This is a genomic window from Methylophaga thiooxydans DMS010 (assembly GCF_000156355.1).
GTDB lineage: Bacteria > Pseudomonadota > Gammaproteobacteria > Nitrosococcales > Methylophagaceae > Methylophaga > Methylophaga thiooxydans.
Window position 1 is genome coordinate 80,541 of record NZ_GG657883.1, and the last position, 18,810, is coordinate 99,350.

The following is an 18,810-nucleotide window of genomic DNA, read 5'->3' on the forward strand; positions in this document are numbered from 1 at the left end:
AACCATGATTAAAAGACTAGAAGAAGGTGTTATCGGCGATTCGCTCAATTTGACGAAGGTGCTAGATAGCTTGCCGTGGAATCATCAGGGGTTGATCAATGCCATCGCACAGCAATATGACACTGGAGAAGTGTTGATGCTGGCGTGGATGAATAGAGATGCTTTAGTTGAAACGATACAAACGAGAAGTGTGTGTTACTGGTCGAGGTCAAGAAAGAGCTTGTGGCGTAAAGGAGAGACATCTGGACATTATCAACAGCTTAAGACCCTCCGCCTGGATTGTGATGGTGATGCAGTGCTTCTATTGGTAGATCAGGTAGGGGGGGCGTGCCATACGGGAAGGAAAAATTGTTTTTATAACGAGATTCAAGATGACAGAGTGGTTGTCATAAGCGAACCGGTTATATAGAGGCCGAGAGGATAAGGATGCTTGCGGTTTAACACACGAGACAAAAGAAATTAGACCGCTCGCGATTTTAGTCTGGTCAAGTGCCCAAACTAAATGTGTGGCAAGGGGGGGGGAGATGGGTAGCTGCCAGAATCGAAATAGTAGCTATCATGTAAATGGTGGTGTTGGTCTATCTTAAATGGACGCTAATTTATATATTACAAGAGCTAAGAGGGTTAAGATGACTCTGCGTTATATAGCAACTTGTGCAGAACAAGATGTCAGACATAAAAAAAGCAGTTATCGACTTAACGATAACTGCTTAATTTATTTGTTTTTTGGCGCGCCCGGCACGATTCGAACGTGCGACCGCCTGGTTCGTAGCCAGGTACTCTATCCAGCTGAGCTACGGGCGCTAAAACAGTTAATTATACTGACATTTGAGCTTGTCTGCAATAACTTTTATGGCGGAGAGCGAGGGATTCGAACCCTCGATAGGGGTAAACCTATACGCCCTTAGCAGGGGCGCGCCTTCAGCCACTCGGCCAGCTCTCCATCAAAGCCGCCTAGTATATCAGATGATATTTATTTGGCTAGTGATAAGATGAAATTAACCGGCATTTGGGTGATCTTTTTCAGCCTGAATGCGATCGTAGATTTCTTCACGGTGAACTGTGACATCTTTTGGTGCGTCAACACCGATTCTGACTTGATTGCCTTTAACGCCTAAGACGTTGACAACGACATCGTCACCGATGATTAGTGATTCGCCAACTCGGCGTGTAAGTATTAACATTGTTTTTCCCCTTTACTCTCAAAATCAGGCAGAGGTCCCAGGAGAAAATGTAGACTCCTTTCACTGATACACAGGCCTCGTGCCTTGTTCTATTTGGTGTAACGTTTATTTAGAGATCTTGCTGTCTCTTTTATCATTGACAATAGGAATGGCTGTACATATCCCTTGTTGTGCCTATTTTATCAGTAACTTATGTTGTTCGCGACACAAATTATTACAAAACTGTGACTAAAGCTGATACGCCTAGGCCTGTTCGAGGTTGAAAGCCTTGTGTAGCGCTCGCACACCCAGTTCTAGGTATTTCTCATCAACGACAACAGAAATTTTGATTTCTGATGTTGATATCATGCTGATGTTGATATTTTCGTCAGCAAGTGCTGTGAACATGCTATTGGCAATGCCCGCGTGCGAACGCATACCCACTCCAACCACAGATATTTTTGCAATATGTTCGTCGCCATTGACTTCACGTGCGCCAAGCTTATCAGCTGTTTGTTGCAATATGGTTAGCGCTGATTGGTAATCGTTACGATGCACAGTAAAGGTAAAATCTGTCGTTGCGTCATGCCCCGTATTTTGAATGATCATATCGACTTCGATATTTTCAGCCGCAATCGGGCCCAATATTTGTGACGCGACACCGGGATGATCCGGTACACCTAGAATGGTGAGTTTGGCTTCATCGCGATTAAATGCAATACCAGAAATAAGAGCTTGTTCCATTAATGGGTCCTCAGCCGCGATGAGTGTACCGCCACCCTCGGTGAAGGAGGAGAGTACTCTTAACGGCACGTTATACTTACTCGCAAATTCGACAGAGCGTATTTGCAACACTTTTGCACCTAAGCTGGCCATTTCCAGCATTTCTTCGAAGGTGATGTGATCTAAACGTCGAGCTTCAGGCACGACGCGGGGGTCGGTGGTGTAAACGCCATCGACATCAGTGTAGATTTGGCATTCGTCAGCGTTGAGTGCCGCGGCAAGCGCAACAGCAGTGGTATCACTGCCACCACGTCCAAGTGTGGTGATATTGCCATTATCATCACAGCCCTGAAACCCAGCGACAACGACTACTTTTCCCTGTTTTAAATCGGCGCGTATGTTTTTGTCATCAATCTCGACGATACGGGCTTTGTTATGTGCATTATCGGTGAGGATACGAACCTGGCTACCGGTGTAAGATGTTGCCGCCATACCCATTTGTTGTAGCGTCATGCTCAGTAATGCAATGGTGACTTGCTCACCGGTTGATAAAAGCACATCTAACTCGCGACCACGCGGTCGATCGTTGAGTTGTTTTGCCAAATCAATCAGTCGGTTGGTTTCGCCACTCATGGCCGAAACAACGACAACAACATCGTGCCCCTGATTGCGAAAATCAATGACTTTTTTGGCAACTTCTTTTATGCGCTCAACTGAGCCTACGGACGTACCGCCGTATTTTTGTACGATAAGAGACATGCTTAGTTTTCCAGCTTAGATCCGACCCAGTCGGTGACAGATGCCAGAGCCGCTGCCAGATTCTGAGGTTCATTACCGCCGCCCTGCGCCATGTCAGGACGACCGCCACCTTTACCACCAACTTGGCTGGCAACATGACCAACCAAATCTCCGGCGCGGATTTTATCGGTAATATCCTTAGTAACGCCAGCAATAATTGTGATTTTTTCGTCTTTGACTGCTGTGAGTACAATGGCTGCAGTACCCAGTTTGTTTTTCAACTGATCAACAGCTTCACGTAATGCTTTACCATCAGCGCCTTCGAGTGATGAAGCAAGCACTTTAATACCATTGATCTCTTGTACTGAGTTAGCAAGATCATCGCCAGCGCTACTGGCCAGTTTTGCTTTCAGGCTTTCCAGCTCTTTTTCCAGTTCACGACTACGTTGAACTAATAAAGCGGCTTTGTCCTGAACATTGTCTGGTTTGGCTTTGAGTAAGTCAGATACCTGATTCAAGGTCGATTGCGTGGTGTCGATGTAGTCGAGTGCTTTATCACCGGTTACAGCCTCAATTCGGCGAACACCGGATGCGATACCGGCTTCAGCAGTAATTTTAAGTAAGCCAATATCACCGGTATGTTGAACATGCGTACCACCACACAGTTCGATCGAAAAATCGCCCATGCTAAGGACTCGAACTTCATCATCGTACTTTTCACCAAACAGTGCCATGGCGCCGCTTTTCTTAGCTTCTTCAATCGCCATAAGTTTGGTGTCTACCGGATGGTTGAGGCGAATCTGTTGGTTTACCATGCGTTCGATGTCATGCAACTGATCAGGGGTAACCGGTTCAAAATGAGAGAAATCAAACCGTAAACGTTGTGGATCAACCAAAGAACCTTTCTGCATGACGTGGTCGCCTAACACGTTGCGTAAAGCAGCATGTAATAAGTGCGTCGCCGAGTGATTCAAAGCAGTGGCTTGGCGATTACTTTCATCGATTTGAGCGGTGACGCTTTGGCCAACGTGGAATTGACCATGTTCACAGCGACCGATATGTGTGAACGCTTTACCTTGTTTACGTGTGTCGCTGACAGTGAAACTGGCGTTATCGCTGGTTATTTCGCCATGGTCGCCAACCTGACCGCCAGATTCAGCGTAAAAAGGCGTGTGATCTAATACCAATACGCCTTCTTGTCCTGCTTCGAGTTGGTCGACATGTTCGCCATCAGCGATGATGGCTGTGATGGTGCCAGTTTCTTGTGTTTGTGAATAACCACAGAACGCCGTTTCACCATCAATAGCGATTTGCTCTGATAAACCACCGGCAAACTGGCTGGCACTACGTGCACGAGTTCGCTGTGCTTCCATTGCTCGCTCAAAGCCTGCGATATCAATCGTTAAACCGCGCTCACGGGCAATGTCTGCTGTCAGATCAATAGGGAACCCATAGGTGTCATAGAGAAGAAAAACAGTTTCACCAGGAATCTCTTTATCGCCCATATCTTCAATGGCCTGATCAAGAATACGCAAGCCGTTGTCTAAGGTATCGGCAAAACGGTTTTCTTCTTGCAGTAAAGCTTTTTCAACTAACGCTTGTGCTTGTTTCAACTCTGGAAATGCATCGCCCATTTCATTAACTAAGGGCTGCACCAATTTATGGAAGAATGCTTCTTTAAGTCCCAGCTTGTGGCCATGACGTATTGCGCGACGAATAATCCGACGTAATACATAGCCGCGGCCTTCGTTTGAAGGGTGAACACCGTCCGCAATCATAAACGAGCAAGAACGAATGTGATCGGCGATAACGCGTAATGAGAAGTTACTCGAATCTTCTGTCCCAGAAAGCGCCTGAATCGCTTCGATCAAATGTTGGAATAAATCAATTTCGTAGTTGTTGTGGACGTGTTGCAGAACAGCCGCGAGACGTTCCAATCCCATGCCGGTATCAACGGACGGTTTGGGTAAGGGTGTCAGTGTGCCATCGGCGCTACGATCAAATTGCATAAAGACCAGGTTCCAGATTTCGATGTAACGATCGCCATCTTCTTCTGGTGTGCCGGGAGGACCCCCAGCAATGTCTTCGCCATGGTCATAAAAGATTTCAGAGCAGGGACCACATGGGCCGGTATCACCCATTGACCAAAAATTATCTTTGGCACCAATTCGTGAAAAGCGATCAGCTGATACACCGATTTCTTTAAGCCAGATATCAGCGGCTTCATCATCTTCTTCAAATACGGTTATCCAGAGTTTTTCTGGAGGTAGCGCCAGCGTTTCGGTTAAAAATTCCCAAGCATATTGAATTGCTTCACGTTTGAAGTAATCGCCGAAGCTGAAATTACCGAGCATTTCAAAGAAGGTATGGTGACGGGCGGTGTAACCGACATTTTCCAAGTCATTGTGCTTACCACCGGCTCGTACACAACGCTGCGTAGTCACTGCACGAGTGTATTTACGGGTTTCTTGGCCAAGGAAGGTTTCCTTAAATTGCACCATACCAGCGTTGGTAAATAGCAGGGTAGGATCGTTAGCGGGAACCAGCGGACTGCTGGCAACCACTTCATGGCCCTTGCTTGCGAAAAAGTCGAGAAACAACTTGCGTAAATCAGCGCTACTTTTCATTGTTGGTTAAATTAAAACTTTCCGTTATTTGTTCATGAGTAAAGCCCCGATACTGTAAAAATCGCTGTTGCTTTGCGCGATCTTTAAAGTCATCTGGACTATGCTCCCCAAAACGTTTGCAGCGGACTTCTATGGCCAAAGCAAACCAGTCTATGTCTGCCTGCTGCAGACTTGTCGTGATGATATCCGAGTTTACACCACGTTCTTTCAATTCCATGCCGATTCGCACACTGCCATACCCCCGGTTAGCGCGCGAACTTACAAAACTTTCTGCAAACCGTTCATCACTTTGTAAACCAGCTTGTTGTAACTGTGCGATGGTGTCTTCTATTTCTACTTGGTCGAAGCCGGCTTTTTGCAGTTTGCGAGACAACTCCAGTGCACTATGTTCTCGGTTAGCTAGGTAGCCTACCGCTCGCGCGCTGGTAGATTGTTTCACGCTTCTACATCATTCTCGACGGGTGGTTGAGTGTCAGCCGGTTTTACCTTCTTAGGCAACATAGCTTCACGAATTTTCGCTTCGATTTCAGCCGCCATTTCTGTGTTTTCTCTCAAAAATGCACGCACGTTGTCTTTACCTTGACCAATACGCGTTCCGTTGTAGCTGTACCAAGCGCCTGATTTCTCTACCAGGTTTTGTGACACGCCCAGATCAATCAGTTCGCCTTCACGTGAAATACCTTCGCCGTAGAGGATATCGAACTCGACTTGTTTGAAAGGTGGCGCCACTTTGTTTTTAACGACTTTGACGCGAGTTTCATTACCCAGAATCTCATCACCTTTTTTGATAGCACCAATTCGGCGAATATCAAGACGAACAGAGGCATAGAATTTCAATGCATTACCGCCTGTGGTGGTTTCAGGGTTACCAAACATGACACCGATCTTCATACGGATTTGGTTAATAAAGATAACCAAGGTGTTCGAACGTTTGATATTCGCCGTTAGCTTACGCAAGGCTTGAGACATCAGGCGGGCTTGAAGACCCATGTGACTGTCACCCATATCGCCTTCAATTTCAGCTTTTGGGGTTAAGGCAGCAACAGAGTCAACGACAACAATATCCACTGCGCCAGAGCGTACCAGCATATCGGTGATTTCCAGCGCTTGTTCACCAGTATCAGGTTGCGACACCAGTAAGTCATCTATATCTACACCGAGTTTTTCTGCATAAACAGGGTCAAGCGCATGCTCCGCATCGACAAATGCTGCCGTGCCGCCCATTTTTTGCATTTCAGCAATGGCGTGCAGGGTTAATGTGGTTTTACCAGATGATTCAGGGCCATAAATTTCGATCACACGGCCGCGAGGCAAACCGCCAATGCCCAAGGCAACATCTAAGCCGATTGAGCCGGTCGACACAGCGGCAATATCACGGGCTGCACCAGCGTCACCCATACGCATGACGGCACCTTTACCGAATTGCTTTTCGATTTGTCCCAGTGCTGCACCGAGTGCCTTCTTCTTGTTGTCGTCCATTGAGCTACCCCTGAACTAGATTGTGTAAATCATCGATTATCCCATAGATAGCAGTTAGTCTCTAGCGTTTTTGACGATCCCCGTCAGGGCTTCAAAAACGGCCTGTTTCCTGATGGTGTTACGGTCACCAGCGAATTGAAAACAGATACTGTGAACACCTGCATTTTGCATTGCCCAGCCTATCCAGACCGTACCGACAGGTTTTTCGGCTGTTCCGCCATCGGGCCCTGCGATTCCTGTTATTGCGACACACATGTCTGCATTCGAGTGCGCCATTGCACCGAGCGCCATCTCCTCTACCACTGACAAACTCACAGCGCCATTTTTTTCCAAGGTGGCTGGGGCAACGCCAAGTTCTTCAATTTTTGCTTCATTGCTATAGGTGACAAAGCCACGTTCGAACCAGGCTGAACTACCTGCCAAATCAGTGCAGCATTTGGCTACCCATCCGCCGGTACATGATTCCGCTGTGACGAGATGTTTTTGTTGGCTGACTAAAAGTTGAGCAATTTCCTCAACGAGTTGGTGGAGTGATGCGTCAGAAATGTTTTGCATGATATAAACTATGCCGATGACTCAAAACCAAAATCATACTCCAATGATGCAGCAGTATCTGCGCATCAAAGCAGAACACCCTGAATTTTTATTGTTTTATCGGATGGGCGACTTCTATGAATTGTTTTTTGATGATGCCCATAAAGCCGCCGAATTACTCGATATCACACTGACGGCAAGGGGGAGTAGTAATGGTGCGCCGATCCCGATGGCCGGGGTGCCATATCACGCTGCGGATGGCTATTTGTCGCGCTTGATAAAATTAGGTGAATCGGTTGCTATTTGTGAGCAAATAGGTGACCCGGCCAAAAGCAAAGGTCCCGTAGAGCGCGAAGTAGTCAGAGTGCTCACGCCGGGTACATTGACTGAAGAAGCCTTGCTCGACAGTCGTAATGAAAATCTCTTAGTGGCTGTCAGTCATAATAAGGGACGTTATGGTCTCGCTTCCGCTGAAATCAGTAGTGGACGTTTCGTTGTCTCAGAGTTGGATTCTTTATCTGACATACAGGCGGAGCTGGCACGCTTACAAGCTGCTGAAATTCTGATCAGTGATACCGAATTAGATGACTTCGGGGCTTTTGCCAAGCAGTTACGTGCTTTGCCTGAATGGCATTTTGAACAAAAAGCAGCCAACAGACGGCTTTGTGAACACTTCAATACAACCGACCTGAAAGGCTTTGGTTGTGATGAGCTTGATCTTGCCATTCAAGCGGCGGGTTGTCTTATCAACTACGCACAGCAAACACATCGAACTGCTTTACCGCATTTAAGACGCATCAATGTTGAGTTCACCAGAGACAGTATTAAGCTGGATCCGCCATCGCGTAAAAACCTGGAATTAGAGCAAAACCTTTCAGGAGGGCGTGAAAACACGCTGATATCAGTGTTGGACAGAACGGCGACGCCGATGGGCGCCAGAATGTTGCGACGCTGGCTAATGCGACCAGTGCGTGATCAAAAAATATTACGCCAACGCCAAGAGGTTATTCAGCAGTTTATAGACCAGCACCATTTCACGGACTGTCACGATTTAATGCGTTCTTTGGGTGATATCGAACGTATTCTCACGCGTATTGCTTTACGAACTGCCAGACCACGTGACTTTATGCATCTCAGGCAAATGCTGGAAATATTGCCTGCAATGCATCAGTTGCTCAAGCCAATGACCAGTTTGCATATCCGGCATCTTGATCGCACGCTTGGCACGTTTTCTGAATTACTGACTTTACTGCAAACAGCGATTATTGATGAGCCGCCGGTGTTAATTCGTGACGGTGGTGTCATAAAGCCAGGGTTTAATAATGAGTTGGATCATTTGCGAGATTTGCATCAGAACGCGAGTGGCTTCCTCGATAAGTTAGAAAAAGAAGAGCGTGAACGCACTGGTGTTAGTACCTTAAAAGTGGGCTATAACAAAGTGCATGGCTATTTTATCGAGCTGAGTCGAGCGCATGATATTGACGTGCCGACAGAATATGTTCGCAGGCAGACTCTGAAAAATGCAGAGCGTTATATCACGCCTGAGTTGAAGGCCTTTGAAGAGCAGGTGTTAAGTGCCAATGAAAAGGCCTTGGCGTTGGAAAAATCGCTTTATGATGGCTTATTTGATCGGGTAGCGCCCGAGTTGGCAGCTTTAGAGCATTCGGCTGCCGCTCTAGCCGAGTTGGATGTTTTGGCGAACCTTGCTGAGCGTGCAGAAACCTTAGATTATGTGGCACCGTCATTTTCTGATGTGCCTGGCATTCATATCGAGAATGGTCGTCACCCGGTGGTTGAAGTCTGTCAGCCACATCCTTTTTGTGCCAATGATCTAAAGCTTAGTGGCGAACAACCCATGTTGATCATTACCGGCCCCAATATGGGGGGCAAATCGACCTATATGCGCCAAACGGCACTAATTGTGTTGATGGCTCATATGGGAAGCTATGTTCCTGCAACGAAAGCGGTTATTGGACCCGTTGATCAGGTGTTTACCCGGATTGGTGCCTCCGACGATCTCGCATCAGGTCGTTCGACGTTTATGGTAGAAATGAACGAAGCGGCCAATATTTTAAATAATGCGACACAACACAGTTTGGTCTTGATGGATGAGATAGGCCGGGGGACCAGTACCTTTGATGGTCTAGCCTTGGCATGGTCATGTGCTGAAAAATTGATTCGTGATATTGGTGCTTACACCTTGTTTGCCACCCACTATTTTGAAATGACGCAGTTACCTGCTTTATTCGAAAAAGCGCGTAACGTGCACTTGGACGCGATTGAGCATGGCGACAAAATTGTCTTTTTACATCAATTAAAAGACGGGGCTGCCAATCAAAGCTATGGATTGCAAGTAGCGCAACTGGCGGGTGTTCCCGATGATGTCATTGCCGCGGCTAGGGTCAAATTACAGCAGCTTGAACAAAATCGCTATCAAGCTGACGATGAGGCAAACCAGCCACAACCTGATTTATTTGTTGTACCCAGTAAACCTGAATGGGAAAAACGCCTACAGGCTGTGAATCCTGATGAACTTAGTCCCAAACAGGCCTTGGATGTGCTTTATGAGCTTCGACGTCAGTTAGATGCTTAGTGCAGGTGTTGTTTTTTCGGGTTGTTAAACTCGCCTAGTTTTTCTGGGCGTGGTGGCATTTGCACATGAAAACCCTGATTTTCTAGGTTTTCAATGACTTGATCGACATTTTCACGTGCCAGCGGACGGTCCGAACTTAACGCGAGTTCCATAACAAAAACCGGCTCTTTCCCCATTGAGTCATATAACTCTTGCGGTACGGCTGAGAAATCATCTTTGTTGACGATATAAAGATATAACTCTTCTTTTTTAGTGCTTTTGTAAATGTAGGTTTTCATGATGCTCAAGAAATGGGGGGATGATAAATAATCTGCACTACAGTGCCGCCTGGGTCATAGCAATAAAAGCTACGCGCGCCATCACGATGCGTGCGAGGTGCGTTGCGAATTTTAACATTGTTCGCTTCTAAAAAAGCAAACCAGTCGTCAACTTCGTCCATCGTTGGAATGATAAATCCGATGTGATCCAAACGTTGTTGTTCACTACTGGCGGGCTTGGTGTCAGCCTGATGTAACGCCAGATTGTCGTTACCTGATGTGAGGTAAACATTGTTATCGTCAGGTCGCCATTCGACGTCCATCCCAAGTAAGTGCACATAGAAAAATTCGCATGCTGCCAAATCTTCCACAAAAAGCGCCACATGACGCATTCCGCCGGTTTTTCCGGGTCTTTGCATTAGTCGTCTCCAAACACGTGCTGACAACACTGTTGCCAGATAGCGCTACCAAATTGATTTTCAATTACCAGTGGTAATGCGACAGAACCACAGCTTAGAAGTTTGTCATGAAAGGTTTTTAATTCGGCACTATCAGCAGGGTTTACAATGTCTCTTAGGGCGTTAATTAGCGCCCAGCCGACCGCATAACTCATCGGAACAGTTGGTGCGAGACTGTACCAGTTACATTCAGCTTGGGCTTGCTCTTGACTGAAACCGAGCTTCTCAACCATCTCGGCAATGGCCTGTTGCTGATCCCATTTCCCTGTATGCAGATTGACATCAATGATAATGCGTAATGCGCGCCATAGTCTGTCACGTAACATCACAACGGTTTGGCCCTGATAGCGTTCGTAACCTTGTTCCAACATCATTTGTTCACAGTACAAAGCCCAGCCTTCATACAATGTGGCACAGGGAAATAATCGACGTAGCAAACTGCTGCTCTGTTCGGATTGATTTGCTGTGACAAATTGTAAATGATGTCCGGGCCACGCTTCATGGACACTGGTTTGGGCAATGGCGGCGTAGTTATGTTCTGCCAGTTCTGTATCGCAAGTTACAGGGGTGACGTAGTAAAAAGCATTCTGACTCAGATCCGCAATACTTGGATCAAGATAGGCTGCAAAAGGAATCTGGTGACGTAAAAAGGCCGGAGTATCGACCACAGTGAGATGTTGTCGGCCTGGCATGGAGACTAAATCATGCGATTTTAAAAAGTCTTTGGCGGCCTGCATTTCAGTTTGATAACAATCCAGCAACTCAGCAGAAGTGGGGTGATCTTCTCTTATTTTCTCAAGAGTTAGCCCTGATTCAGCAATGGCTTTGTCCAACTGTGCTTTTGTGTCCGCGAATAACTGTTCACCAAATTGACGTAAACGTTGTGCATTTATCGGAAGGAAATGACGATAGTTCAGCAGACGTTCAAAATGCTCACGACCACAGGCAAAATCACCTTTCGCCTTGCCATTGAGGCGTTGTAAGTGGTGATGAAAGGCTTCCAGCGACGTTGATACCTGTTGCAGTGCCGGTTCGATATCCTCTTGGGTTGAAATCGCCTGACGTACGCGTGGATGTTGCGATAAGTGATGACAGAAATCAATGCCTGACTCACATTCTTGTGTGGTCATTTCCAGCCAGGCAGGGGGAATCAATTCCGGTGCTGTGTCGAGATAGGTTTTGGCTTCTCTGAGATGATGAGGGATCTGTTGCAACCGAGAGAGTAGGGCTTGATTAAACGTTTCAAGTGGCCTAATCGTTAGTTGGTGCAGGGCATTAATGGGCAAAAAACGTGCAGGTTCTCGGTAACGCCAATCATGCTCCATCAGTTCGTGGTGTTCCAATAAGGCCCAACCACGAAGAATCTGATAATGCATATGTTGCTGTGAATCTAGCTGCTCAGGATCGATCTCATCCAATGCGGTCAGACATTTTTCGTTCAGAACCAGTTGAATACCCAGGCTGGTATCGTCACACGGTGTGAGTTCGCCGGCTGAGTCTTCAACACCCGCATCGAGAGCAGCTTCAGGGTTAAATTGACACCAGCTCTTTAAATAACTGTCTTCTATGCATTCAAAGCGTTGACGGGTTTCAGTCGACATCAATAATCTCAAAGTCGTGGGTGATGGTAGCTGTTTTTGCCATCATTAATGTCGCGGAACAATATTTCTCGGTCGACATCGTAATAGCACGTTCGACAAAACTCGATTTAATATCACGACCTGTCACTTTGAAGTGAACGTGAATATTGGTGTAAACCTTGGGGATTTCTTCACTGCGTTCGCCATTGATTTCAACTACACAATCATGTACATCCTGACGTGACTTTTTCAGTATTTCAATAACATCAAACGCCGTGCAACCTCCCATGCCGAGCAGAAGCAGTTCCATTGGGCGCATACCGGTACCATGACCACCGGCTTCTTCAGGACCATCCATTACTACGGTATGGCCTGTGCCTGACTCGCCCAGAAACATGACATCTTCTACCCATTTCACTCTTGCTTTCATTCAAATACTTCCCAAAGTTGATAAATGACTTTAATTTTGCCATATTTGTGAAATTGAAAACGAATTATAACCGCTTACAGCTGTATAATCGTCACCGGTTTTTAACTAGGATATTGAATGGAATACCATAAACATAAAGCGCTTGAAGAAGGCTTAGCCGATTTTTTCCACGTATGCCATAGCAAATTTTATCCAGCTAAAAACATTGTTATTCGTCCCGGCGATCCAGCCGACACACTCTATTACATTCGCGAAGGTTCTGTCACCGTCTGCATGGAAAATGAAGAGGGTGAAGAGCTGATTGTGGCGTATCTGAACCAAGGTGACTTTATCGGTGAGATTGGTTTCTTTTCTGAAGTGGGTGACCGAATGGTTACTATCAGAGCGAAAACAGATGTTCGTACTGAAGAAGTGTCGTATCAGCAACTACGAACTCTGGCAGATACCCAGTTAAAAAATTGTTATGCGACGTTGATTTATACCATCGGAGAGCAAATGGCTTCGCGTTTATTGTCGACGACAAGAAAAGCGACAGACTTGGCTTTTCTTGATGTGGCAGGCCGTGTTGAGGCAGCGTTACAAGAACTGGCATTACAACCTGATGCAATGCGCCACCCTCAAGGTATTCAAATCAAAATCACACGTCAGGAAATCAGTCGTATGGTGGGGTGCTCACGCGAAATGGTCGGGCGTGTTCTTAAAGAGTTGCAAGAAGACGGCACAATCTGGGCGCACGGCAAAACGGTGGTGGTCTATGATGAAGCCAATCGACACAAAAACCCCGTTGTTAAAAAGCTCTAGAAAAACAAATGACTCAGCGCTAAACCGGGATCCTCAGCACGCATAAAGGCCTCACCAACGAGAAAACCATTTACCTTGTTATCACGCATCAGCTTTACATCTTCCGGTGTGTGTATACCACTTTCGGTAATCACAATATGACCGTCTGGGATGCGTGATAATAAGTTTAAGGTGGTGTCGAGAGATGTTTCGAATGTGCGCAAGTTGCGATTGTTAATACCGATAAGTGGTAAGTTCAAGACCAATGCACGTTCTAACTCGTCTACATCATGAACTTCAACCAAGACATCCATACCCAATTGAATCGCTAATTGACTCAGTTGCTCTAATTGGTTGTCGTCCAGAGCAGAAACAATCAAAAGAATACAGTCTGCGCTGATCGCTCTTGCCTCGAACACCTGATAGGGATCGATAATAAAATCTTTACGAATAACGGGTAGGGCGCAGGCTCTACGTGCTTGTTGTAGAAACTCTTCATGACCTTGGAAAAAGTCACGATCCGTCAACACCGATAAACAAGCCGCGCCGTGTTTTTCATAACTGGCTGCTATCTCAGCAGGTTTAAAGTCTTCTCGAAGCAGTCCTTTACTCGGTGATGCTTTTTTAATTTCAGCAATAACGCCAGCGTCACCATCGGTGATTCTTTGAGATAGGGATTCGACAAAACCGCGCACAGGATCAGCGGCTTCCGCTAATTGCTGCATGATCGCCAGTGGAATTTTGGCAGAACGCTCGGCAATTTCTTCCTGTTTACGTTTAAGGATTTTGACCAGAATATCGGGTGTGTTTTCAGACATTATTTTTTAGCTCTAGCTTCGGCTGGTAACAATCAGGGCGTTAAGTTTTTGCATGGCGACACCATTGTCTATAGCGGTATTCGCCATTTCAATACCTTGGGACAAGGTGTCTGCGATATTTGCAGCATAGATCGCAGCACCAGCATTCAGCACCACAATGTCACGGGCAGGACCTTTTTCGCCAGAGAAAATAGCTTTGATCAATTGCAAACTTTCATGGGCATTTTGAACTGTAAGTTGACTGATGCTACTGCGCGTCATGCCAAAATCTTCCGGCTTGATGGAATAACATTCAATAGTGCCGTCTTTTAATTCAGCGACATGGGTTTCGGCACCTATACTGATTTCATCGAGACCATCTTGAGCGTGAACCACTAAGACATGCTCACTGCCCAATTTTTGTAATACTTCCGCCATGGGGCGAACCCACTTTTCATCAAATACGCCCAGTACTTGATGTGCTGCACGGGCAGGGTTGGTGAGCGGGCCAAGCAGGTTAAAGATGGTACGCACACCCATTTCACGACGCGGACCGATGGCATGCTTCATGGCACCGTGATGTTTCTGAGCAAACATAAAGCCGACGCCGATTGAATCAACACAGTGTTTCACTTGTTCGGGAGTCAGTTCGAGGTTTACGCCTGCTGATTCAAGCACATCCGCACTGCCTGAACTGCTGCTGATAGAGCGGTTACCATGTTTTGCTACCTTGGCTCCCGCTGCGGCCACAACAAAAGCACTTGCGGTTGATACGTTAAACGTACTCGCGCCATCACCACCAGTGCCACAGGTATCGACAACATGGTCACCGTCAATTGCAACGGGTGTAGCCAGTGAGCGCATAACGCCGGCGGCAGAAGCGATTTCGGTGACGGTTTCACCTTTCATGTTGAGGCCGATCAGAAAACCACCAATTTGGGCGGAGGTCGCGTTACCGGTCATGATTTGATTCATCACAGCCGTCATTTCGTCAGCCGTCAGATCGTCATGCTGCATAACTTTTTTTAATGCTGATTGAATATCCATGACGAGCCTATCTTTTTAGAAAGTTTTTCAGCAGTTCGTGACCTTGTTCGGTCAAAATTGATTCAGGGTGGAACTGGACACCTTCAATCGGTAGGGTTTTGTGTTCAATGCCCATGATTTCGTCCAAATCACCGTTTTCGGTTTCGGTCCAAGCGGTGATATTAAAACAATCCGGTAAGTTATTTTTGTTGATGACCAGAGAATGGTAACGCGTCGCTTCCAGCGGGTTATTCAGGCCTTCAAACACACTGGTATTGTTATGAAATACCTTGGATGTTTTGCCATGCATAATTTCACGGGCATGAACAATTTCACCACCAAATACCTGACCGATTGACTGGTGGCCCAAACACACACCGAGTAATGGTTTTTTGCCGGCGAAGTGCTTAATGACTTCCATAGAAATGCCGGCTTCGTTAGGTGTACACGGGCCGGGCGAAAGAACGATCTTATCTGGATCAAGGGCCTCAATTTCTGCAATGGTGATTTTGTCATTACGGTGGACTTGAACTTCTTCACCGAGCTCACCAAAGTACTGCACCAAGTTATAGGTGAAGGAGTCGTAGTTATCAATCATTAACAACATATTTGTTAGCCTTCTGCGTGCGGATCGGCTTCTAAACCGGCTTCTGCCATGGCCACGGCTCTGAAAATCGCTCTGGCCTTATTCATGGTTTCTTTCCATTCAAGTTCAGGCATCGAGTCATATACGATGCCGGCACCCGCTTGGATATGTAAGGTTTCATCTTTAATAACGGCGGTGCGAATCGCAATGGCCGTATCCATATTACCGGTCCATGATAGATACCCAACAGCACCCGCATAAACACCACGTTTAACTGGCTCGAGTTCATCGATAATTTCCATGGCGCGAACTTTCGGGGCGCCACTGACTGTACCTGCTGGAAACGTCGCTTTTAATGCATCAATCGCTGACATGTTGGGTAACACCTTACCTGTCACATTCGACACGATATGCATGACGTGAGAATAGCGCTCGATGACCATTTTATCGGTCAGTTCTACTGTGCCTGTCTGGCTTACGCGACCAATATCATTTCGCCCCAGATCAATCAGCATCAAGTGTTCTGCCAGCTCTTTCGGGTCAGCCAATAAATCTTGTTCGAAGGCGATATCTTCGTCTTCCGTGTCACCACGTCGGCGGGTGCCTGCTATCGGTCTGACGGTGACTTCTTCATCTTCCATCCGCACCAGAATTTCTGGTGATGAACCAACAACGTGAAAATCGTTAAGATTGAGGTAGTACATATACGGTGACGGGTTTAAGGTGCGTAACGCACGATATAAATCCATCGGTTGTGCTGCGTAAGGAATTGACAGGCGTTGCGATAGAACCACCTGCATAATGTCGCCATCGGTGATGTACTGCTTGGCTTTTTCTACGGCATCAATAAAGCCATCATGGGTGAAGCCAGACACAAAATCGCTTTCATTAACTTGTCTGCGCTGCGCACTGTGTTGGAATTTCGGTGTGGTTGTGCGCAGTGTTTTAACTAAATCGTCAAGGCGATCCTGGCCGTTCTGATAGGCATTTTCCAATGCTGGATCGGCATGAACAATAAGATATAAGCGTCCGCTCAGATTGTCGAAAACCACGAGTTCATCTGACACCATGAGCATAATGTCGGGACAGGCTAATGGGTCGGATGCAGGTGCATCGCCTAACCGAGTTTCGACATAACGCACTGTGTCGTAGCCAAAATAGCCAACGAGACCACCATTAAATTTTGGCAGTTGACCGATTTCAGGCACTTTATAGCGCTGCTGAAAGGTTTCTACCCAGCCTAAAGGATCGTCAGCTGTTGTGGTTTCAATAACCTTGCCTTGATGCTCAATGGAGACATCATGGCCTTGTATTCTGACCACTGTTTCGCAGGGCAAGCCGATAATCGAATAACGACCCCACTTCTCGCCGCCGTGAACGGATTCGAAGAGATAAGTGTAGGGGGCATCTGCTAGTTTAAGATAGGTGCTGAGTGGTGTATCAAGATCAGCCAACACTTCTCGGGCAAGCGGGATGCGATTGTAGCCTTCAGTGGCAAGTTGTTCGAATTCGGACTGTTTCATCGCTTCTTTCTAAAATAAGCTTTCCAGCTCTGCAAAAGTATCAATTACGGCATCCGGTTCCATAGTTCGAATATCCGCACCATGGTTGTAGCCGTAGCTCACGCAGACAATGCTAAAACCAGCGGCTCGTGAGGCTTTCACATCACTGACTGAGTCACCAATCATCATTGCCTTATCCGGCGTTACGCCGAAAAATTCTGCCCCGTGTAATAACGGAGCGGGATCCGGTTTTTTCCGTGGCAAGGTGTCGCCACTGATGACAATATCAAAGTCATCATGAATCCCCAGTTTATCTAAAATGGGTAGTGTAAAACGTGCGTCTTTATTTGTGACACACCCCAACCGAATTCTTTGCTGCTTTAACCATGCCAAGCCTTGTTTTACACCTGGGTAAAGAGTGCTCTCTACGCATGCATGTTGTTCGTAGAGCGACATAAAAACGGGTATGGCCTTATCAAGCAAGTCTGGCTCAGGCTCGCCGTCGAGTTGATCGGTTAATGCACGTTTAACTAAGCTTTTGACACCATTCCCTACCCATTTGCGTACTTTCGTTTCGCCGCGCGGGGGAAGGTTAAAAGAGTCCAACATTTGGTCTGTTACCCAAGCTAGATCCGGCACGCTGTCGACCAGCGTGCCGTCTAGATCGATAAGCACAACTGAAGGTTTCTTCAGTGTCATACGAAAATCTTATACGTTGGCTTTAGCCAGCTCTTCGCGAAGTGCGGCAATGACCGTTTCGTATTTATTCGCATCGTTGTCGTTGGCAGCACCAAATACCGCTGAACCTGCAACGAATGTACGCGCACCTGCTTCAGCAATTTCACGGATGTTGTTGACGTTAACGCCACCATCAATTTCCAGATCGATATCATAGCCACTAGCATCAATCAGTTTGCGTGCTTGTTGCAGTTTATCCAAAGTGTGAGGGATGAACTTCTGGCCGCCGAAGCCTGGGTTAACAGACATCAACAAAATACGGTCAACTTTATCCAGCACATGTTCTGCCAGAGATAAAGGCGTAGCCGGGTTGAATACCAGACCGGTTTTACAACCTTCAGCCTTGACTAATTGCAGACTGCGGTCGATGTGTTCTGATGCTTCCGGGTGGAAGGTGATAAATGATGCACCTGCTTTGGCAAAATCAGGAATAATGCGATCAACAGGTTTCACCATCAAGTGAACATCGATTTCATGAGTAACGCCATGTTTACGTAACGCATCACAGACCAAGGGGCCGATTGTCAGGTTAGGAACGTAGTGGTTGTCCATCACGTCAAAGTGAACAATGTCAGCACCTGAGGCCAGTACGTTGTCAACTTCTTCGCCCAGACGTGCGAAGTCTGCGGAAAGAATTGATGGAGCAATTTTAAATTCAGCCATTTTTGTCTCTCTTAAATCGGTTTAGAAATTCTGTGTAAACCCGATACTTTACCGTATCAGTGCTCATTTTTCAGCTTTTGAAATCAATCTGCTGTGATTATACTTATGCAGGTACATTTAACGATGCGGGGTAAGA

At 46.6% G+C, this 18,810-nt stretch carries 19 protein-coding genes and 2 tRNA genes; 3 read left to right on the plus strand and 18 right to left on the minus strand.

The window, feature by feature from the left end:
• Nucleotides 1-4 precede the first annotated feature (4 nt).
• Nucleotides 5-409, plus strand: coding sequence for a phosphoribosyl-AMP cyclohydrolase (gene hisI / locus MDMS009_RS00600; RefSeq protein ID WP_043887682.1), 405 nt, complete (start codon nucleotides 5-7; stop codon nucleotides 407-409).
• Nucleotides 410-727: 318 nt separating this feature from the next.
• Here hisI and MDMS009_RS00605 read toward each other — a convergent pair.
• From MDMS009_RS00605 to MDMS009_RS00640, 8 genes are all read right to left on the minus strand, one after another.
• Nucleotides 728-804: transfer RNA gene (locus tag MDMS009_RS00605), tRNA-Arg, on the minus strand.
• 49 nt (nucleotides 805-853) lie between these two features.
• Nucleotides 854-943 (minus strand) — tRNA-Ser (locus MDMS009_RS00610).
• A 55-nt stretch (nucleotides 944-998) separates the two neighbouring features.
• The gene (gene csrA, locus MDMS009_RS00615) at nucleotides 999-1,184 is read right to left on the minus strand and encodes a carbon storage regulator CsrA (RefSeq protein WP_008289966.1); all 186 of its coding nucleotides are present in this window, start codon (nucleotides 1,182-1,184) and stop codon (nucleotides 999-1,001) included.
• Nucleotides 1,185-1,427: 243 nt separating this feature from the next.
• Entirely contained in the window at nucleotides 1,428-2,645 is a 1,218-nt protein-coding gene (locus MDMS009_RS00620) for an aspartate kinase (protein ID WP_008290114.1), read from the minus strand.
• Between the two features lie 2 nt (nucleotides 2,646-2,647).
• Nucleotides 2,648-5,251: an alanine--tRNA ligase gene (alaS, locus tag MDMS009_RS00625; protein WP_043887684.1), complete on the minus strand. Its 2,604-nt coding sequence runs from the start codon at nucleotides 5,249-5,251 to the stop codon at nucleotides 2,648-2,650.
• The gene (locus tag MDMS009_RS00630; protein ID WP_043887686.1) at nucleotides 5,241-5,690 is read right to left on the minus strand and encodes a regulatory protein RecX; all 450 of its coding nucleotides are present in this window, start codon (nucleotides 5,688-5,690) and stop codon (nucleotides 5,241-5,243) included. Before MDMS009_RS00630 ends, alaS begins: the two co-directional genes overlap by 11 nt.
• Complete coding sequence (recA, locus tag MDMS009_RS00635; protein ID WP_008289995.1) at nucleotides 5,687-6,730, minus strand: recombinase RecA; 1,044 nt, start codon at nucleotides 6,728-6,730, stop codon at nucleotides 5,687-5,689. The genes MDMS009_RS00630 and recA overlap by 4 nt, the downstream gene beginning before the upstream one ends.
• Before the next feature lie 54 nt (nucleotides 6,731-6,784).
• Complete coding sequence (locus MDMS009_RS00640) at nucleotides 6,785-7,285, minus strand: CinA family protein (RefSeq protein ID WP_008289867.1); 501 nt, start codon at nucleotides 7,283-7,285, stop codon at nucleotides 6,785-6,787.
• Nucleotides 7,286-7,301: 16 nt separating this feature from the next.
• On the opposite strand from MDMS009_RS00640, the gene mutS reads away from it, so the two are divergent.
• Nucleotides 7,302-9,857 carry a DNA mismatch repair protein MutS gene (mutS, locus tag MDMS009_RS00645; RefSeq protein ID WP_043887740.1) on the plus strand — a complete coding sequence of 852 codons (2,556 nt, stop codon included), beginning with the start codon at nucleotides 7,302-7,304 and terminating at the stop codon, nucleotides 9,855-9,857.
• Here the strand turns inward: mutS and MDMS009_RS00650 are convergent.
• From MDMS009_RS00650 to MDMS009_RS00665, 4 genes are read right to left on the minus strand one after another with little or no spacing between them, the layout of a single operon-like run.
• A complete protein-coding gene (locus tag MDMS009_RS00650; RefSeq protein WP_008290001.1) occupies nucleotides 9,854-10,135 on the minus strand; it encodes a YcgL domain-containing protein in 282 nt (93 codons plus the stop codon). The genes mutS and MDMS009_RS00650 overlap by 4 nt on opposite strands.
• Nucleotides 10,136-10,140: 5 nt before the next feature.
• Nucleotides 10,141-10,533, minus strand: coding sequence for a VOC family protein (locus MDMS009_RS00655; RefSeq protein ID WP_036313540.1), 393 nt, complete (start codon nucleotides 10,531-10,533; stop codon nucleotides 10,141-10,143).
• Nucleotides 10,533-12,173, minus strand: coding sequence for a DUF885 domain-containing protein (locus MDMS009_RS00660; RefSeq protein WP_008289987.1), 1,641 nt, complete (start codon nucleotides 12,171-12,173; stop codon nucleotides 10,533-10,535). Before MDMS009_RS00660 ends, MDMS009_RS00655 begins: the two co-directional genes overlap by 1 nt.
• Nucleotides 12,163-12,582, minus strand: coding sequence for an OsmC family protein (locus MDMS009_RS00665; RefSeq protein WP_008290103.1), 420 nt, complete (start codon nucleotides 12,580-12,582; stop codon nucleotides 12,163-12,165). The genes MDMS009_RS00660 and MDMS009_RS00665 overlap by 11 nt, the downstream gene beginning before the upstream one ends.
• Nucleotides 12,583-12,699: 117 nt before the next feature.
• On the opposite strand from MDMS009_RS00665, the gene crp reads away from it, so the two are divergent.
• Nucleotides 12,700-13,383, plus strand: a complete 684-nt coding sequence (crp, locus tag MDMS009_RS00670) for a cAMP-activated global transcriptional regulator CRP (protein ID WP_008289991.1) — start codon at nucleotides 12,700-12,702, stop codon at nucleotides 13,381-13,383.
• Here crp and trpC read toward each other — a convergent pair.
• Genes trpC through rpe form a run of 6 tightly spaced genes read right to left on the minus strand, consistent with a single transcriptional unit; the run spans nucleotide 13,380 to nucleotide 18,674 of the window.
• Nucleotides 13,380-14,180, minus strand: a complete 801-nt coding sequence (trpC, locus tag MDMS009_RS00675) for an indole-3-glycerol phosphate synthase TrpC (protein WP_008290042.1) — start codon at nucleotides 14,178-14,180, stop codon at nucleotides 13,380-13,382. The genes crp and trpC overlap by 4 nt on opposite strands.
• A 12-nt stretch (nucleotides 14,181-14,192) precedes the next feature.
• Nucleotides 14,193-15,206, minus strand: a complete 1,014-nt coding sequence (trpD, locus tag MDMS009_RS00680; protein ID WP_008290070.1) for an anthranilate phosphoribosyltransferase — start codon at nucleotides 15,204-15,206, stop codon at nucleotides 14,193-14,195.
• 7 nt (nucleotides 15,207-15,213) lie between these two features.
• Nucleotides 15,214-15,792 carry an anthranilate synthase component II gene (locus MDMS009_RS00685; protein WP_008290019.1) on the minus strand — a complete coding sequence of 193 codons (579 nt, stop codon included), beginning with the start codon at nucleotides 15,790-15,792 and terminating at the stop codon, nucleotides 15,214-15,216.
• A gap of 5 nt (nucleotides 15,793-15,797) precedes the next feature.
• Nucleotides 15,798-17,294 (minus strand): anthranilate synthase component I, encoded by a 1,497-nt coding sequence (gene trpE, locus MDMS009_RS00690; protein ID WP_008289960.1) that lies wholly within the window; start codon nucleotides 17,292-17,294, stop codon nucleotides 15,798-15,800.
• Between the two features lie 9 nt (nucleotides 17,295-17,303).
• Nucleotides 17,304-17,972 (minus strand): phosphoglycolate phosphatase, encoded by a 669-nt coding sequence (locus MDMS009_RS00695; protein WP_008289940.1) that lies wholly within the window; start codon nucleotides 17,970-17,972, stop codon nucleotides 17,304-17,306.
• Nucleotides 17,973-17,981: 9 nt separating this feature from the next.
• A complete protein-coding gene (gene rpe, locus MDMS009_RS00700) occupies nucleotides 17,982-18,674 on the minus strand; it encodes a ribulose-phosphate 3-epimerase (RefSeq protein WP_008289904.1) in 693 nt (230 codons plus the stop codon).
• Between the last annotated feature and the right edge of the window lie 136 nt (nucleotides 18,675-18,810).

Bases quoted from the DNA above. Each gene is read 5' to 3' on its own strand.
- hisI (WP_043887682.1), top strand. From the start codon at position 5: ATGATTAAAAGACTAGAAGAAGGTGTTATCGGCGATTCGCTCAATTTG.
- rpe (WP_008289904.1), bottom strand. From the start codon at position 18,674: ATGGCTGAATTTAAAATTGCTCCATCAATTCTTTCCGCAGACTTCGCA.
- MDMS009_RS00655 (WP_036313540.1), bottom strand. From the start codon at position 10,533: ATGCAAAGACCCGGAAAAACCGGCGGAATGCGTCATGTGGCGCTTTTT.
- MDMS009_RS00660 (WP_008289987.1), bottom strand. From the start codon at position 12,173: ATGTCGACTGAAACCCGTCAACGCTTTGAATGCATAGAAGACAGTTAT.
- trpC (WP_008290042.1), bottom strand. From the start codon at position 14,180: ATGTCTGAAAACACACCCGATATTCTGGTCAAAATCCTTAAACGTAAA.
- MDMS009_RS00695 (WP_008289940.1), bottom strand. From the start codon at position 17,972: ATGACACTGAAGAAACCTTCAGTTGTGCTTATCGATCTAGACGGCACG.
- trpE (WP_008289960.1), bottom strand. From the start codon at position 17,294: ATGAAACAGTCCGAATTCGAACAACTTGCCACTGAAGGCTACAATCGC.
- MDMS009_RS00650 (WP_008290001.1), bottom strand. From the start codon at position 10,135: ATGAAAACCTACATTTACAAAAGCACTAAAAAAGAAGAGTTATATCTT.
- mutS (WP_043887740.1), top strand. From the start codon at position 7,302: ATGACTCAAAACCAAAATCATACTCCAATGATGCAGCAGTATCTGCGC.
- csrA (WP_008289966.1), bottom strand. From the start codon at position 1,184: ATGTTAATACTTACACGCCGAGTTGGCGAATCACTAATCATCGGTGAC.
- crp (WP_008289991.1), top strand. From the start codon at position 12,700: ATGGAATACCATAAACATAAAGCGCTTGAAGAAGGCTTAGCCGATTTT.
- MDMS009_RS00620 (WP_008290114.1), bottom strand. From the start codon at position 2,645: ATGTCTCTTATCGTACAAAAATACGGCGGTACGTCCGTAGGCTCAGTT.
- MDMS009_RS00640 (WP_008289867.1), bottom strand. From the start codon at position 7,285: ATGCAAAACATTTCTGACGCATCACTCCACCAACTCGTTGAGGAAATT.
- MDMS009_RS00665 (WP_008290103.1), bottom strand. From the start codon at position 12,582: ATGAAAGCAAGAGTGAAATGGGTAGAAGATGTCATGTTTCTGGGCGAG.
- trpD (WP_008290070.1), bottom strand. From the start codon at position 15,206: ATGGATATTCAATCAGCATTAAAAAAAGTTATGCAGCATGACGATCTG.
- alaS (WP_043887684.1), bottom strand. From the start codon at position 5,251: ATGAAAAGTAGCGCTGATTTACGCAAGTTGTTTCTCGACTTTTTCGCA.
- MDMS009_RS00685 (WP_008290019.1), bottom strand. From the start codon at position 15,792: ATGTTGTTAATGATTGATAACTACGACTCCTTCACCTATAACTTGGTG.
- recA (WP_008289995.1), bottom strand. From the start codon at position 6,730: ATGGACGACAACAAGAAGAAGGCACTCGGTGCAGCACTGGGACAAATC.